Source organism: Limnohabitans sp. Jir72 (assembly GCF_003063575.1).
Classification (GTDB): Bacteria; Pseudomonadota; Gammaproteobacteria; order Burkholderiales; family Burkholderiaceae_C; genus Limnohabitans_A.
In genome coordinates this window covers 142,855-158,000 of sequence record NZ_NESC01000006.1, presented here as the reverse complement: position 1 = coordinate 158,000, position 15,146 = coordinate 142,855, and the positions used below count along the sequence as shown (strand labels likewise).

At 60.5% G+C, this 15,146-nt stretch carries 16 protein-coding genes; 6 read left to right on the top strand and 10 right to left on the bottom strand.

What is annotated here, in order from left to right:
• The first annotated feature begins 1 nt into the window (after position 1).
• The 4 genes from B9Z52_RS10170 to accD are packed head-to-tail and all read left to right on the top strand — an operon-like array spanning position 2 to position 3,738.
• Positions 2-670: a phosphoribosylanthranilate isomerase gene (locus B9Z52_RS10170; protein WP_108413855.1), complete on the top strand. Its 669-nt coding sequence runs from the start codon at positions 2-4 to the stop codon at positions 668-670.
• Positions 671-704: 34 nt separating this feature from the next.
• Entirely contained in the window at positions 705-1,988 is a 1,284-nt protein-coding gene (gene trpB, locus B9Z52_RS10165) for a tryptophan synthase subunit beta (RefSeq protein WP_108413729.1), read from the top strand.
• Positions 1,989-1,996: 8 nt separating this feature from the next.
• The gene (gene trpA, locus B9Z52_RS10160; protein WP_108413728.1) at positions 1,997-2,806 is read left to right on the top strand and encodes a tryptophan synthase subunit alpha; all 810 of its coding nucleotides are present in this window, start codon (positions 1,997-1,999) and stop codon (positions 2,804-2,806) included.
• Between the two features lie 59 nt (positions 2,807-2,865).
• Positions 2,866-3,738, top strand: a complete 873-nt coding sequence (gene accD / locus B9Z52_RS10155; RefSeq protein ID WP_108413727.1) for an acetyl-CoA carboxylase, carboxyltransferase subunit beta — start codon at positions 2,866-2,868, stop codon at positions 3,736-3,738.
• A 69-nt stretch (positions 3,739-3,807) separates the two neighbouring features.
• On the opposite strand, the gene B9Z52_RS10150 is transcribed toward accD, so the two are convergent.
• Positions 3,808-4,407, bottom strand: a complete 600-nt coding sequence (locus tag B9Z52_RS10150; protein WP_108413726.1) for a YggT family protein — start codon at positions 4,405-4,407, stop codon at positions 3,808-3,810.
• A 31-nt stretch (positions 4,408-4,438) separates the two neighbouring features.
• Between B9Z52_RS10150 and B9Z52_RS10145 the strand changes: the two genes are divergently transcribed.
• Together B9Z52_RS10145 and lysS are read left to right on the top strand one after the other, a co-directional pair.
• On the top strand, positions 4,439-5,125 hold the full coding sequence (locus B9Z52_RS10145) for an LON peptidase substrate-binding domain-containing protein (protein WP_108413725.1): 687 nt from the start codon (positions 4,439-4,441) through the stop codon (positions 5,123-5,125).
• An 88-nt stretch (positions 5,126-5,213) separates the two neighbouring features.
• Positions 5,214-6,779, top strand: a complete 1,566-nt coding sequence (gene lysS / locus B9Z52_RS10140; RefSeq protein ID WP_108413724.1) for a lysine--tRNA ligase — start codon at positions 5,214-5,216, stop codon at positions 6,777-6,779.
• Between the two features lie 61 nt (positions 6,780-6,840).
• On the opposite strand, the gene B9Z52_RS10135 is transcribed toward lysS, so the two are convergent.
• Genes B9Z52_RS10135 through lepA form a run of 9 tightly spaced genes read right to left on the bottom strand, consistent with a single transcriptional unit; the run spans position 6,841 to position 14,795 of the window.
• Entirely contained in the window at positions 6,841-7,179 is a 339-nt protein-coding gene (locus B9Z52_RS10135; protein WP_233251918.1) for a hypothetical protein, read from the bottom strand.
• A gap of 24 nt (positions 7,180-7,203) precedes the next feature.
• Positions 7,204-8,289: a beta-N-acetylhexosaminidase gene (nagZ, locus tag B9Z52_RS10130; RefSeq protein ID WP_108413723.1), complete on the bottom strand. Its 1,086-nt coding sequence runs from the start codon at positions 8,287-8,289 to the stop codon at positions 7,204-7,206.
• Between the two features lie 35 nt (positions 8,290-8,324).
• Entirely contained in the window at positions 8,325-8,756 is a 432-nt protein-coding gene (gene acpS / locus B9Z52_RS10125) for a holo-ACP synthase (RefSeq protein WP_108413722.1), read from the bottom strand.
• Positions 8,753-9,502, bottom strand: a complete 750-nt coding sequence (locus B9Z52_RS10120) for a pyridoxine 5'-phosphate synthase (protein ID WP_108413721.1) — start codon at positions 9,500-9,502, stop codon at positions 8,753-8,755. Before B9Z52_RS10120 ends, acpS begins: the two co-directional genes overlap by 4 nt.
• The gene (gene recO, locus B9Z52_RS10115; RefSeq protein WP_108413720.1) at positions 9,499-10,248 is read right to left on the bottom strand and encodes a DNA repair protein RecO; all 750 of its coding nucleotides are present in this window, start codon (positions 10,246-10,248) and stop codon (positions 9,499-9,501) included. Before recO ends, B9Z52_RS10120 begins: the two co-directional genes overlap by 4 nt.
• Positions 10,249-10,257: 9 nt before the next feature.
• Positions 10,258-11,313 carry a GTPase Era gene (gene era, locus B9Z52_RS10110; RefSeq protein ID WP_108413719.1) on the bottom strand — a complete coding sequence of 352 codons (1,056 nt, stop codon included), beginning with the start codon at positions 11,311-11,313 and terminating at the stop codon, positions 10,258-10,260.
• Positions 11,310-11,996: a ribonuclease III gene (gene rnc, locus B9Z52_RS10105; protein WP_108413718.1), complete on the bottom strand. Its 687-nt coding sequence runs from the start codon at positions 11,994-11,996 to the stop codon at positions 11,310-11,312. The genes era and rnc overlap by 4 nt, the downstream gene beginning before the upstream one ends.
• A 25-nt stretch (positions 11,997-12,021) precedes the next feature.
• A complete protein-coding gene (gene lepB, locus B9Z52_RS10100) occupies positions 12,022-12,987 on the bottom strand; it encodes a signal peptidase I (RefSeq protein ID WP_108413717.1) in 966 nt (321 codons plus the stop codon).
• Complete coding sequence (gene lepA, locus B9Z52_RS10095) at positions 12,987-14,795, bottom strand: translation elongation factor 4 (RefSeq protein ID WP_108413716.1); 1,809 nt, start codon at positions 14,793-14,795, stop codon at positions 12,987-12,989. Before lepA ends, lepB begins: the two co-directional genes overlap by 1 nt.
• Positions 14,796-15,146 lie beyond the last annotated feature (351 nt).

Below are 15,146 nucleotides of genomic sequence, written 5' to 3'. Positions count from 1 at the left end.
CATGCAACGCACCCGCATCAAGATGTGCGGTTTCACCCGCGAAGCCGATGTTCAGGCCGCCGTGCAGGCGGGTACAGACGCGGTCGGCTTTGTGCTTTACCCGCCCAGCCCGCGCCATGTGACCATCGAACGCGCCGCTGAACTGGCCGGTCTGCTGCCCGCCTTTGTCACGCCCGTCTTGCTGTTTGTGAACGACACACCCGAGCGCATCCGCCAGGCCTGCGCTGCAGTGCCCGGCGCATTGCTGCAGTTTCATGGCGACGAAACGGCAGATTTCTGCGAGGCCATGAGCCAAGCCACGGGACGCCCCCACCTGAAGGCCGCTCGAATCCCCCTGACCGAAGCGGCCCGCTTCGACTTGGTAAAATTTGCGGAAATTCACCAAAAAGCCCAAGCCATCTTGCTCGACGCTCATGTCGACGGGTTCGGCGGCGGCGGGAAAACATTCAATTGGTCACTGCTGCCACCAAGCGTCAATGCTCACCTCGTTTTGTCTGGTGGACTCACACCTGCAAACGTGGCCGATGGCATGCGCACCTTGCGCCCACGGGCACGGTCTTTGGCCGTTGACGTGAGCTCGGGCATTGAATCGGGCAAAGGCCTGAAAGATGCCGACCTGATCCAGCAATTTGTAGCGGCTGTGCGTGCTGCAGACGCTGACCTCTCTTGAATTTTTAGCGGACTCTAGGCCGCCTGAACACCCCATGTACGATTACCAACAACCCGACGCCAAGGGCCATTTCGGCATTTACGGCGGCAGCTTTGTCAGCGAAACCCTGACGCACGCCATCAACGAGCTCAAAGACGCTTACGCCAAGTACCAGCACGACCCCGAGTTCGTGGCCGAGTTCAAGTCCGAGCTGGCGCACTTTGTGGGCCGTCCCTCCCCTGTCTACCACGCCGCCCGCATGAGCCGCGAGATGGGCGGCGCGCAGATCTTTTTGAAGCGCGAAGACCTCAACCACACCGGCGCCCACAAGATCAACAACACCATCGGCCAGGCCATGCTCGCCAAGCGCATGGGCAAAACCCGCATCATTGCCGAGACCGGCGCGGGCCAGCACGGCGTGGCCACGGCCACCATCTGTGCCCGCTACGGCCTGGAGTGCGTGGTCTACATGGGCAGCGAAGACGTCAAGCGCCAAAGCCCCAACGTCTACCGCATGAAGCTCTTGGGCGCGACCGTGATCCCGGTCGAGTCGGGCAGCAAGACGCTCAAAGACGCCCTGAACGAGGCCATGCGCGACTGGGTGGCCAATGTGGACAACACCTTCTACATCATCGGCACGGTGGCAGGCCCGCACCCTTACCCGATGATGGTTCGCGACTTCCAGAGCGTGATTGGCGAAGAGTGCCTCACACAGATGCCCGAGATGTTCAAAAGCTTGAAGATGGCCGAGGAACAGCCTGATGCTGTGCTGGCCTGCGTGGGCGGCGGCAGCAACGCCATGGGCATCTTCTACCCCTACATCGCCCACGAGAACACCCGTCTGATCGGCGTGGAAGCCGCAGGCGAAGGCATGGATTCGGGCAAGCACTCGTGCTCATTGCAACTGGGCAGCCCTGGCGTGCTGCACGGCAACCGCACCTACATCCTGCAAGACGACAACGGCCAGATCACCGAAACCCACAGCGTGAGCGCGGGCTTGGACTACCCCGGTGTCGGTCCTGAACACGCCTTCTTGAAGGACATCGGCCGCGCCGAGTACGTGGGCATCACCGACAAGGAAGCGCTCGAAGCCTTCCACTACCTGTGCCGCACCGAGGGCATCATCCCCGCGCTGGAGTCGAGCCACGCCGTGGCCTACGCCATGCAGCTGGCCAAAACCATGCGCCCTGACCAAAGCATTTTGGTCAACCTGTCCGGCCGCGGCGACAAGGACATCGGCACCGTGGCCGACCTGTCGAACGCTGATTTTTATTGCCGCCCCAGCTGCCAAGGCCAATCGGTCAAAGGCGGCGAGCAGCCCGTGAATTTCGTGAAGTGAGGGCTGACATGAGCCGCATCGATTCCACCCTCTCCCAGCTCAAGGCGCAAGGCCGCAAAGCCTTGATCCCTTTCGTCACCGCAGGTTTCCCGTTTGCGAACAGCACCCCTTCGCTGATGCATGCCATGGCCGCCGCCGGATCCGACATCATTGAGTTGGGCGTCCCGTTTTCCGACCCCTCTGCCGACGGCCCCGTGATCCAGAAGGCGGGCGACAAGGCCCTGGCCTTGGGCATTGGCCTGGTGCAGGTGCTGGCCATGGTGCGCGAGTTCCGCCAGACCAACACCACCACGCCCGTGGTGCTGATGGGCTACGCCAACCCGGTGGAGCGCTACGACCAAAAACACGGCACCGACAGCTTCATCCGCGACGCATCCGCTGCGGGTGTCGACGGCGTGCTGATTGTGGATTACCCGCCCGAAGAATGCGTGGAATTTGCCGCCAAGCTGCGCGCCCACAGCATGGACCTGATCTTTTTGCTGGCCCCCACCTCCACCGACGAGCGCATGCGGCAAGTGGCCCAGGTCGCCAGCGGTTATGTGTATTACGTGTCGCTCAAGGGCGTCACAGGGTCGGGCACGCTGGACACCGACGCCGTGGAAGCCATGCTGCCGCGCATCCGCCAGCACGTGAGCGTGCCGGTGGGCGTGGGCTTTGGCATCCGCGACGCCGCCACAGCCAAGGCCATCAGCCGCGTGGCCGATGCAGTGGTCATTGGCAGCCGCCTGATCCAGTTGATCGATGCCGAACCGGCCGATCGCGTCAACACCGTGGCCTCCGAGTTTTTGAGCGGCATCCGCCAAGCGCTGGACGCCTGATCCCGTTGCAAGTCGCCGAAGGCGTTTCAACGATAATCCGCCCCTGAAGGAGAACCCTCATGAGTTGGCTAGAAAAACTGCTGCCCCCCAAGATCCAGCACACCGACCCGGCCGACCGCCGCTCGGTGCCCGAAGGCTTGTGGATCAAATGCCCCAGCTGCGAGACCGTGCTCTACAAGACCGACCTGGAAGAAAACCAGAACGTCTGCCCCAGCTGCTCGCACCACCTGCGCATTGGCGCACGTGCCCGCCTCAACGCCTTCTTGGACGGTGAAGGCCGCTACGAAATCGGCCAAGAAGTGGTGCCCGTAGACCCCTTGAAATTCAAGGACAGCCGCAAGTACCCCGAGCGCCTCAAAGAAGCCATGGACAACACCGGTGAGACCGATGCCCTGGTGGTCATGGGCGGCTCGGTGCACAACATTGAGTTGGTGGTGGCCTGCTTTGAGTTCGACTTCATGGGCGGCTCGATGGGCTCGGTCGTGGGCGAACGCTTTGTGCGCGGCGTGGAAACCGCCATTGCGCAAAAAGTGCCTTTCGTGTGCTTCACCGCCACCGGCGGTGCCCGCATGCAAGAGGGTCTGTTGTCCCTGATGCAAATGGCCAAGACCAACGCCGCGCTGACCCGCCTGGCCAAAAAAGGCCTGCCCTACATCAGCGTGCTGACCGACCCGACCATGGGCGGTGTGTCCGCTGGCTTTGCCTTTGTGGGTGACGTGGTGATTGCCGAGCCCAAGGCTCTGATTGGCTTTGCAGGCCCCCGCGTGATCGAGACCACCGTGCGCGTGACGCTGCCCGAGGGCTTCCAGCGTGCCGAGTTCCTGCAGACCAAAGGCGCAGTGGACTTCATCTGCGACCGCCGCGAGCTGCGCAAGACCATCGCCAGCACACTGGCCATGCTGCAGCGCCAGCCAGCCGATGCAGTGAGCTGACCGCATCCCCTGCTCTAAAAAACAAAGGCCCTCGCAAGAGGGCCTTTTGCATGGGGATCACACCGCCGTTCAGTACATCCAGCTCATTTGCAACTGGGCAAGCACCATGCCCAGCATCTGCAACACCAACAGCAGGGCGATGGGTGACAGGTCTACGCCGCCGATGAGCGGAATCCAGCGACGAAACGGCCGTAAAAAAGGGCTGCACAAACGTTCACTCAGCGCGTGCATGGGCGAGCCCGGATTGACCCAGGACATGAGCGCCAAGACCAGCACCAAAGCGCCCAGCGCCGAGACCACCAACTGCGCCAGGCCCACCAGACTCACCAGTGGCAACAAACCCAACGCAACAGGCCTATCTGCCCCCAACCACTGCAAAAGATACTGCACTAATTGCTGTCCGCGATCACCAGCAAAAAGCCAAAGCAACAAATATTGGAAAATTTTTACCAGCCAAGCAGCCAGCAAGCTGGACAGATCCCAACCTGACACTGCGGGGATGACCTTGCGCAATGGCAAAACCAGCCAATCGGTCACCGCAAACACAAAGCGCCCCAGAGGCTGCTGAAACGAAATGCGCTGCCACTGCATGACAAAGCGCAACAAACAGGTGCCCGCCACCAAACCCGCGGCCACCTCCAAAACCATGTTCACCATCTGCATCCACATCGCTTTTTCCTCCTCGTGCGATGATACCCAGATGCCTGCAAGCCCAGCCCCATCCCCCGAAGCCTTGACCGAATTGCCCCTGTTCCCCTTGGGCACGGTGCTGTTTCCGGGCGCACTCTTGCCCTTGCAGCTGTTTGAACTGCGCTATTTACAAATGATTGGCGAATGTGAACGCCAAGGCACAGGCTTTGGCGTGGTCACCCTGACCCAGGGGCGCGAGGTACACCGCCCCGGTACAGCGGCCGAACAGTTCGAGGCCATGGGCACCCGGGTGCAGATCGAGCGCATCGAGCGGCCCCAGCCTGGGTTGGTCGTGGTTTGGTGCCGGGGCGTGGAAAAGTTTCGCATCGAAGCCACGCAGCAACGCGGCGACGGCCTGTGGCTGGGCCGGGTACAGCCCATGCCGCCCGAGCCTGCCGTGCAAGTGCCTGAAGACCTGCAGCACCTGTCCACCCAAATGCACGAAGCCCTGACCCAGCTGAGCGCTCAGCCCAGCGTGGTCCCGCCATGGAACGAAGCCTGGCGACTGCAAGACTGCAGTTGGCTGTCACATCGCTGGGGCGAGCTGCTGCCCTTGCCTTTGCAGATGAAATACCGCCTGTTTGCCCTGCAAGAGCCTTTGATGCGGCTGGAATTGGTGGGCGATCTGGTCGCCCCTTCGGAACCAAGCGCCAAGAACCCGACCGGCCCCGGCCAAAAGCCCTCGGCAAACTCTTAAAATAGACGGCTTTGCGCCTTGGCGCAATCACAGTTCCCCGCAACCCCGGTTCAGGTGCCCAGCGCACCCAGCCCAACCACCGCCCGCCATGTCCGACACGAACGCCAACGCCCAAACGGCACCAGCACCTGCACCAGCCCCAGAAGATGAAAACCAGCTGATCGCTGAGCGCCGCGAAAAACTCAAGGCCATGCGCCAGGCGCAGGCCGATGGCAAGGGTGTCGCATTCCCCAACGACTTCAAACCCGAGCACCACGCGGCCAACCTGCACCAGGCCCACGGCGAGAAAGTCGCCGAAGAACTGAACGGCGAAGGCGTGGCCAAAACCACCGCCAAAGTGGCTGGCCGCATGATGCTCAAGCGCGTGATGGGCAAGGCCAGCTTTGCCACCTTGCAAGACGCCACGGGCCGCATCCAGGTCTATGTGACCCGCGACGACGTGGGCGAAGAACTGTACGCGTTGTTTAAGCACTGGGACTTGGGCGACATCGTGGGCGTGGAAGGCCATCTGTTCAAGACCCGCACGGGCGAGTTGTCGATTCACGCCACCAGCATCCGCATGCTGACCAAGAGCCTGCGGCCCATGCCGGACAAGTTCCATGGCATTGCCGATCAAGAAGTGAAGTACCGCCAGCGCTATGTGGACCTGATGACCGACGAAGCCGCCCGCAAGCGCTTTGTGGTCCGCAGCAAGGCCGTGAGCGGCATTCGCGAATTCATGGTCCAGCACGGCTTTTTGGAAGTCGAAACGCCCATGCTGCACCCCATTCCCGGTGGTGCCAACGCCAAGCCCTTTGTGACGCACCACAACGCGCTGGACCAAGAGATGTTCTTGCGCATCGCGCCCGAGTTGTACCTCAAGCGCCTGCTGGTGGGCGGTTTTGAACGCGTCTTCGAGATCAACCGCAACTTCCGCAACGAAGGCATCTCGGTGCGCCACAACCCCGAGTTCACCATGATGGAGTTCTACGCGGCCTACTGGAACTACCAGGACTTGATGGGCTTCACGGAAAGCCTGATCCGCGACGCGGCCATGACCGCTGCAGGCACTTTGGACCTCACGTACAACGGCAAGCCGGTGGACCTGAACAAGCCTTTCGCCCGCATGACCATCCGCGAAGCGATCGTGAAGCACACCGAGGCTGGCGACAACGTGGACAACGCCGAGTGGCTGACCAACGCCCTGAAAAAGCTGGGCATGAACGAAGAGAAAAACAAGCTGTCCACCCGCAGCTTGGCCAGCCTGCAGGTGTTCTATTTTGAGGAAACCGTGGAAGACAAGCTCTGGGAGCCGACCTTCATCATGGAGCACCCGACAGAAATCTCGCCCTTGGCCCGCGCCAATGACACCCGCCCCGAAGTGACCGAGCGCTTTGAGCTCTACATCACGGGCCGCGAGTTCGGCAACGGTTTCAGTGAGCTGAACGACGCCGAAGACCAGGCCGCACGCTTTCATGCCCAAGTGGCCGCCAAAGACGACGGCGACGACGAAGCCATGTACTACGACCACGACTTTGTGCGTGCGCTCGAATACGGCATGCCGCCTGCCGGCGGCTGCGGCATTGGCATTGACCGCCTGATGATGCTGCTGACCGACAGCGCCAGCATCCGCGATGTGATCTTGTTCCCTGCACTGCGCCACGTGCAGGAATAAGCGGCACACACCCCACAAAAAACCCAGCCAAGGCCGGGTTTTTTCATGGCTCCATCAAGGCTCAACCACGACGCTCGGGCGGCAAACGCGGCGCGTCTTCGACCACCTCACGCACTTCGACATCAACCACCTGATCGTCGAAAGAGCGAGCCTGCGCACGGCCCCAAGCCTCCTCGGATCCAGGGGCGGTTTGCCCACGGAAACCGCCCTGGCCAAAGTTCTTGCGCATGGCACTGAACTGTTGCCAGACCATCACCACCTGCGGCTTGCGCCCAGTCAGCAGCCAGCGCAGCGTGGCCCACACGATGTAGAGCCCTAAGGCCACCACCAGGCCCAGCAAAAAGGCCAGCCCCATGAAGGCCATGAACAGGCGAAACACCCAAGTCAGCAAAGTGGCCACAACTTTTTCTTTCTCAAAACAAGATCAAGGCAGGCGATCGAGCGCCTGCATGTAATCAGACGACCGCACCAGCTCATCCCAGGCGCGTGCGGGTGAGCGCGGCAAGAGGTTCAGCCGGCGCTCTTCACTGACCTCGTTGGGTTGCCATTGGCCTTTCAGCTGGGCTTCGGCCAATTGGTCAAGCACCTCGTCCAGTTCAGCGCCGCCGTTGACGGCCGAGCGGTTGCACAGCAAGGCCAAGTCGCACCCGGCCTGCAATGCGGTCACCACGGCTTCGGTATAGCTGAGCGTGCGCCCGTCCAGTTGGCGTGCGGCGGCCATCGACAAGTCGTCCGTGCAAACCACGCCCTGAAAACCCAGCTGGGCCCGCAGGATGTCTTGCAGCCAGCGTGGCGAGAAGCCCGCCGGGCGGCTGTCGACCTTGCTGTAGATCACATGCGCTGGCATCACCGCCGTGAGCACGCTGCCCAGCCAGCGGTAAGGCTGCGCATCGTCGGCCAAGATGGCTTTGAGGCTGCGCTTGTCGACCGGCAAGGCCACATGCGAGTCGGCCTTGACCGCGCCGTGTCCGGGGAAATGCTTGCCACAATTGCCCATGCCCGCTTGGAGCAAGCCTTGCATCAGGCTGCGGGCCAACAGGCTCACCACACGCGGGTCGCGGGCAAAGGCGCGGTCGCCAATGACGCCGCTCTCGCCATGGTCCAGATCGAGCACAGGCGTGAAGCTGAAGTCCACGCCGCAAGCACGCAATTCACTGGCCAGCACAAAGCCTGCCGAGGTGGCCGCTTCGCAGGCCTTGAGCACACCGGTGCCGGGCTGGCCTTTTTCGTCCTGGCCCCAGAGTTCGCCAATCGCGCGCATGCTGGGCAAATGGGTGAAACCATCGGTGCGAAAACGCTGCACACGGCCGCCTTCGTGGTCCACCGCGATCAACAGGTCAGGACGGAGGCTTTTGATCTCGGCGCACAAGTCGGTGAGCTGTGCTCGGCTGTGCCAGTTGCGGCCAAACAAGATCATGCCGCCGGTGAGCGGATGCGCCAGGCGGCGGCGGTCCACGTCGCTCAGGCGGTGGCCTTCAATGTCCAGGATCAAGGGGGCGTGGATGCTCATCGGTCTTCCAACAGTTCAGGGTGAACCACTCAAATTCAAGGGGCGATGCGGTCAACAGCGCCCGCCAACGGGGCTGACAAGGTCTCGACCACGCAGAAACTGGCAGCGTATTCACTCTCATCGGTCACGGTGATGTGGGCGCTCAAGCCCTTGGTTTCAAACCACTCTTTCAGCACCCCGTGCAACACGATGACCGGCTGACCGCTGGGCAGTTTGCCGATTTCGCACAGGCGCCAGGTCATGGGCATGCGCATGCCCAAGCCAATGGCCTTGCTGAAGGCCTCTTTGGCCGAAAACCGGGTGGCGAGATACCGCACACCGCGTTCGGGCCAGCGGGCACTGCGGGCTTTCCAAGTGGCCATTTCGGCATCGGACAGCACCTTGGCGGCAAAGCGCTCGCCGTGCCGGTCAAGACTGGCCTGGATGCGGCGGATGTCGCAGATGTCTGTGCCGATGCCGTAGATCATTTTTTCAGGCAGGCCAGATAAGCCTGCACCGTGGCGGCGTAACCCAACTCCAGCGCGTCGGCGATCAGGGCGTGACCAATCGAGACCTCTTGCAAGCCCTTCACAGCGGCCACGAAGGCGGGCAAGTTGTCTCGGTTGAGGTCGTGTCCAGCGTTCAGGCCCAAGCCCACCTGGGTGGCTGCATCGGCGGCATCGGCGTAGCGCTGCAATTGCATGGCATTGTCTGGCGTGCCCCAGCTGGCGGCATAGGGCTCGGTGTACAGCTCCACCCGATCGGCGCCCACAGCGCGGGCAGCGGCCATTTGCTCAGGGATAGGGTCCATGAACAGGCTGACACGCACGCCCAGCACCTTGCATTCATCGATCAGAGGCTTCAGGCGCTCGGCGTCTTGCGGGAAGGTCCAGCCATGGTCGCTGGTGAACTGGCCTTCGCTGTCGGGCACAAAGGTCACCTGGTGCGGTCGCACGGCGCGCACGTGATCCATCAGGTTGTGGAAGGGGTTGCCTTCGATGTTGAACTCGCGGTCGGGCCAAGCTTGCATCAAGGCGGTCAGCTCGCTCACGTCCGTGGCGCGGATGTGGCGTTCATCCGGGCGGGGGTGGATGGTGATGCCTTGGGCGCCCGCTTGCAGGCACAGCTGGGCGGCACGGGTGACGCTGGGAATGCCCAAGTGGCGAGAGTTGCGCAGCAGCGCCACTTTGTTGACGTTCACCGACAGGGCAACGTTGGAAGAAGAGTGGTTCATAAGGTTTGCAGGTCCAGCATCATTTGGCGGGTGCGCAAAGCGCCCACACCGCAATGGTAGTTGAGCATCAGGCGCATGGGGCGCTGCAGTTGAATGAGCAAGTCAGCGCAGTCTCGCACCAAGGCCGCCATGGGCTTGGCGTCGTCCAATGCGGCGTGCAGGGCCAGCCATTGCGTGCCCATCAAGGCGTTGCGATCATCGGCTGGCACCCATTGCAGCCCAGCTTCGGGCACCAGCGCGTAATGCTCATCGGCATTCAAGGGCTTCAAGGTGAGCGTCTGGGCATTGAGCGCGGGCAGCAAGCCTATGTCTTTGAGCAAGATCAGCTCAAAGCCGCGCAGGGCCCATTGCAAAGCACAGGCTTCGCCACTGGCCAGCAGGCGCACTGCGGCGGCGTACACCTCGAACAAGCGGGGATGCGGATCATCACGCACCAGCAAGCGCATCAGCAATTCGTTGAGGTAGTAGCCCGACAGCAGGGCCTCTCCGGTCGGCATGACATGCCCCCCCACCCACTCGGCCGACTTGAGCGTACGGATGTCGCCATCACCACCAAAGGTCAGCGACAAGGGTTGCAAGGGCAGCAGCACAGGGCGAAAGCTGGAGCTGGGGCGCTTGGCCCCTTTGGCCACCACCGCCACGCGGCCATGGTGGCGGGTGAAGACCTCCAGGATCAGACTGGTTTCGCTCCAGTCGTAGCGGTGCAGCACATAGGCTGGCTCATCCGCGATCCGTCGGGTCGCCATGCTGGGTGTTTATTCGTAACCGAAGGAGCGCACACGGGCTTCGTCGTCGGCCCAGCCGGAACGCACTTTGACCCACAGCTCGATGAACACCTTGGCGTCCAGCAGCTTTTCCAGCTCTACCCGGGTCTCGGTGCCGATGCGCTTGAGCTTTTCGCCCTTGTCACCGATCACCATGGCCTTGTGGCCTTCGCGCTCGACCACGATGGTCGCTGCAATGCGCAGCATGCGCTTGGCGGTGCGGCCCGCTTCTTCTTCGAACTTGTCAATCACCACGGTGGAGGTGTAAGGCAGCTCATCGCCAGTCAGGCGGAACAGCTTTTCGCGCACCATCTCGCTGGCCAAGAATTTCTCGCTGCGGTCCGTCAGTTCGTCTTCGGCGTGAAACCAAGCTTGCTCGGGCAGGTACTTTTCGCAAACGCCGAGCAAGCGCTCAATGTCTTTGGGTTGCTTGGCCGACATGGGGAAAAACTCGGTGAAGGCGTGGCGCTCTTGCATCTCGCTCAACCAGGGGGCGATGTCGCCACGGCGGTGCACGTTGTCGAGCTTGTTGGCCACCAGCAAGACCGGGATGCCGGGCTTGAGCAGGGCCAAGACCTTGGCGTCTGCCGTGGTGAAGCTGCCAGCCTCGACCACAAACAGCACGAGGTCCACATCGCTCACAGCACCGACCACGGTTTTATTCAGCGACTTGTTGAGCGCTGTGCCATGGATGGTCTGGAAACCGGGCGTGTCCACAAACACAAACTGATTGGCCCCTTGCGTGCGGATGCCGGTGATGCGGTGGCGCGTGGTCTGCGCCTTGCGCGAGGTGATGCTGATCTTCTGGCCAACCAAGGCGTTGAGCAAAGTCGATTTGCCCACGTTGGGCTTGCCCACAATGGCCACCAGGCCGCAACGTTGACCTTCGACCGCCACAGGGGCCGCGATGGTCACAGCGGGCAAGGTGGCGGCTTCGCTGCTGTCACGCGGCTGGATGGTCACGCCTGCGATTTGCACCGGGCGGCGCACGATTTGCTCGTGTGCTGTGCGTTCGGGCTCATCGCCCTGAATTTTGTCGGTGCTCATGCGGCGCTTTCTGATTTGAGGATTTTCAGCAGGGCCTCGGCCGCTGCTTGTTCTGCTGCGCGGCGCGATGCGCCCGAGCCTTGTTGGGTCAGGCGCAGTTCGGTCACTTCGCAAGAGACTTCAAACACCTGACGGTGTGCGGCCCCAGAGGTGCCGATGACGGTGTATTTGGGCAAAGCCAGCTTGCGGCCTTGCAGCCATTCTTGCAGTTCGGTCTTGGGGTCTTTGCCCACCGCCTGCATGTCGGGCTTGATGTCGACTTTCTGGAACAAGCGCTCCACCAAAGCTTGTGCGTCTTTGTAGCCGCCGTCCAAGTACACCGCGCCAATGATGGCTTCCAGCACATCGGCCAAGATCGAGGGACGGCCTTGACCACCTGAACGCATTTCGCCTTCCCCCAAACGCATGACCGCAGAGACATCCAGCGTTTTGGCCAGCTGATGGAGCGTGTCTTGCTTGACCAGGTTGGCCCTCACACGAGACAGGTCTCCTTCGGGCATGTCGGCCAACTGGGCGTAAAGCATGTGCGACACCGCCAAATTCAGCACTGAGTCGCCCAAAAACTCCAAGCGCTCATAGTGGTCCGCGCTGAAGCTGCGATGCGTGACCGCTTGTTGCAACAAGCCGGGCTGCCGAAAGGCGTAGCCCAAGCGAATTTGCAACTCGGACAAGGCGGTAGGCATGGAGGAGGACGAGGCCACACCCACCTCAGTCAAAAGCGCCGATGCGCTTGAGGTTGCCGAAATTCATCCACACGAAGAAGGCCTTGCCCACGATGTTGGCATCGGGCACAAAGCCCCAGTAGCGCGAATCCAGCGAGTTGTCGCGGTTGTCACCCATCATGAAGTAATGCCCTACCGGCACCTTGCAACGGACACCTTCAATGGTGTACTGGCAATTTTGGCTGTTCGGGAAAGGATCTACGCCCGGCACAAAAGCAGGACGGTCGTTGTCTTGGATCGACTGGTGCGGTCTACTGCCCAGCTTTTCGCTGAAATGCTTGAAATACCGCATGGTCGAGTCGTCGAAATAATCGGGCAAAGCTTGCGTTTCAATCGGCTGGCCGTTGATGGTGAGCTTCTTGTTGAGGTAAGCCACTTCGTCACCGGGCACCCCCACCACGCGCTTGATGTAGTCGACGTTGGGCTTGGGAGGGTAACGAAAGACCATCACATCACCGCGCTGCACGGGAGTGCCGTCGGTGAGCTTGGTGTTCAGCACCGGCAGGCGAATCCCGTAATGGAACTTGTTGACCAAAATCAGATCACCAATGTGCAGGGTCGGGATCATGGAGCCCGATGGGATTTTGAAGGGCTCAAACAAGAACGAGCGCAAGACGAACACCACGACGATGACAGGGAAGAGCCCCGCCGTCCAGTCCAGCCACCAAGGTTGCATGAGCAGTTTGTCGTGCGCATCCTGAATGTCGGTGTCCACCTTCTCGATGCCCATCTTTGTCAACTCGGCACGGCGGGCAGCCGTCTGGGCTTGCAGCTGGGCCGCAGCCTGCTGTCGGCGCGGCAAAAAAACGAAGCGTTCAGCCAACCAGTACACACCGGTGACCACGGTCGCCATGAACAGCAGCAAAGCAAAGTTGCCCTCGATGAACCCGAGGTACCAACTGCCCGCATAGGCCACAAAAGCGGCCAACACCAAAGACGTCAAGAACTGCATCAATCTTCCACCTGCAAAATCGCCAAGAACGCCTCTTGAGGCACCTCGACCGAACCAATCTGTTTCATGCGCTTTTTACCCGCTTTTTGCTTTTCCAGCAGTTTGCGTTTGCGCGAAATATCGCCACCGTAGCACTTGGCCAGCACGTTTTTGCGCAAAGCCTTGATGCTTTCACGGGCAATGATGTTGGCACCAATCGCGGCTTGAATCGCCACGTCAAACATCTGACGTGAAATGATCTCACGCATCTTGGCGGCCACAGCACGACCGCGGTATTGGGCCTGCGTGCGATGCACGATGATGGACAGCGCGTCGACCTTCTCGCCGTTGAGCAAAATATCGACCTTTACCACGTCCGAGGCGCGAAACTCTTTGAACTCATAGTCCATCGAGGCGTAACCCTTGCTGACCGATTTGAGCTTGTCAAAGAAATCCAGCACGATCTCACCCAGCGGCATCTCATAAGTCAGCATGACCTGTCGACCGTGGTAAGCCATGTTCATCTGCACACCGCGCTTTTGGTTGGCAAGTGTCATCACCGGGCCCACATAGTCTTGAGGCATATACAGGTGAACGGTCACGATGGGCTCACGGATTTCTTGCAGCTTGCCTTGGTCGGGCATCTTGGAAGGATTCTCGACCATGATGACTTCACCATCGGGCTTGACCACTTCGTAGACCACGCTGGGCGCGGTGGTGATCAGGTCTTGGTCGAACTCGCGCTCTAGGCGCTCTTGCACAATTTCCATGTGCAACAGACCCAAAAAGCCGCAGCGGAAACCAAAGCCCAGCGCTTGCGACACTTCAGGTTCGTAATGCAAGGAAGCATCGTTGAGTTTGAGTTTTTCGAGTGCGTCACGCAGTGCATCGTACTGGTTGGCTTCGGTCGGGTACAAACCGGCAAACACCTGTGGCTGGATTTCCTTGAAACCTGGCAGCGCCTGTGTCGCTGGTCCCAAGTTGTTGGGCAGCTTCTTTTCAAGCGTCACGGTGTCACCCACCTTGGCGGCTTGCAACTCCTTGATGCCCGCGATGATGTAACCCACCTCGCCTGCTCTTAGCAACTGGCGCGGTTCGTTGGCAGGGGTGAACACCCCCAAGCTACCCGCTTCATAAACGGCATTGCTGGCCATCATGCGGATGCGCTCATTCTTGAGCAGTTGGCCATCGACCACGCGCACCAGCATGACCACGCCCACATAGCTGTCGAACCAGCTGTCGATGATCATGGCGCGCAAAGGCGCATCGGGATTCCCCTTGGGCGGCGGAATGCGGGCCACCACGGCCTCCAAGATTTCTTCAATCCCCAGGCCAGTCTTGGCCGAGCACGGAATCGCGTCGGTGGCGTCAATGCCAATCACCTCTTCCACTTCAGAGCGCGCGTTGTCGGGATCGGCGTTGGGCAAATCCATTTTGTTGAGCACGGGGACCACTTCAACGCCCAAGTCGAGCGCGGTGTAGCAGTTGGCCACGGTCTGTGCTTCCACACCTTGGCTGGCATCCACCACGAGCAAGGCACCTTCGCAGGCCGACAGTGAGCGCGACACTTCATAAGAGAAGTCCACGTGCCCGGGCGTATCGATCAGGTTGAGGTTGTAGACCTGCCCGTCTTTGGCTTTGTAATGCAGTGCAGCGGTCTGCGCCTTGATGGTGATACCGCGCTCTTTCTCGATGTCCATCGAGTCCAGCACTTGAGCTTCCATGTCCCGGGCTTCCAAACCTCCGCAACGCTGAATCAAGCGATCGGCCAGCGTGGATTTGCCATGGTCAATGTGCGCAATGATCGAAAAATTTCTGATGTGATTCATCAACGAGGGTCTGCAAGTGTTTGAGGATCAAGGATCCGGAAAAGAAAAAAGGGCGCGTCTTTTGATGACGCGCCCTGAACCAACAATCTATGGCAACTGCGATAGTTGGAACTTCATTGTAGGCAAATTGCCCCATTCGTACAGCCCCAAAATCGCTTCAGACCGGTCGTTGCTGCTTTGCAACATGAAACTTATCAACAGCTTATACACAAGACGCCTAATACTTCAAGGAACAACTTGTGGAAGGTCTGTGAATGAGCGGTGGATTCTTGTGGAGAATCTCGCATCGTGAATTCGAACCTGTCTGATATGCCATGAATTCATGGTCAAGACGTCTGATTTTATCCAAAT

Bases quoted from the DNA above. Each gene is read 5' to 3' on its own strand.
- recO (WP_108413720.1), bottom strand. From the start codon at position 10,248: ATGGCGACCCGACGGATCGCGGATGAGCCAGCCTATGTGCTGCACCGC.
- nagZ (WP_108413723.1), bottom strand. From the start codon at position 8,289: ATGAGCATCCACGCCCCCTTGATCCTGGACATTGAAGGCCACCGCCTG.
- lepA (WP_108413716.1), bottom strand. From the start codon at position 14,795: ATGAATCACATCAGAAATTTTTCGATCATTGCGCACATTGACCATGGC.
- lysS (WP_108413724.1), top strand. From the start codon at position 5,214: ATGTCCGACACGAACGCCAACGCCCAAACGGCACCAGCACCTGCACCA.
- B9Z52_RS10120 (WP_108413721.1), bottom strand. From the start codon at position 9,502: ATGAACCACTCTTCTTCCAACGTTGCCCTGTCGGTGAACGTCAACAAA.
- B9Z52_RS10150 (WP_108413726.1), bottom strand. From the start codon at position 4,407: ATGTGGATGCAGATGGTGAACATGGTTTTGGAGGTGGCCGCGGGTTTG.
- rnc (WP_108413718.1), bottom strand. From the start codon at position 11,996: ATGCCTACCGCCTTGTCCGAGTTGCAAATTCGCTTGGGCTACGCCTTT.
- B9Z52_RS10145 (WP_108413725.1), top strand. From the start codon at position 4,439: ATGCCTGCAAGCCCAGCCCCATCCCCCGAAGCCTTGACCGAATTGCCC.
- accD (WP_108413727.1), top strand. From the start codon at position 2,866: ATGAGTTGGCTAGAAAAACTGCTGCCCCCCAAGATCCAGCACACCGAC.
- era (WP_108413719.1), bottom strand. From the start codon at position 11,313: ATGAGCACCGACAAAATTCAGGGCGATGAGCCCGAACGCACAGCACAC.
- B9Z52_RS10170 (WP_108413855.1), top strand. From the start codon at position 2: ATGCAACGCACCCGCATCAAGATGTGCGGTTTCACCCGCGAAGCCGAT.
- trpB (WP_108413729.1), top strand. From the start codon at position 705: ATGTACGATTACCAACAACCCGACGCCAAGGGCCATTTCGGCATTTAC.
- lepB (WP_108413717.1), bottom strand. From the start codon at position 12,987: ATGCAGTTCTTGACGTCTTTGGTGTTGGCCGCTTTTGTGGCCTATGCG.
- trpA (WP_108413728.1), top strand. From the start codon at position 1,997: ATGAGCCGCATCGATTCCACCCTCTCCCAGCTCAAGGCGCAAGGCCGC.
- acpS (WP_108413722.1), bottom strand. From the start codon at position 8,756: ATGATCTACGGCATCGGCACAGACATCTGCGACATCCGCCGCATCCAG.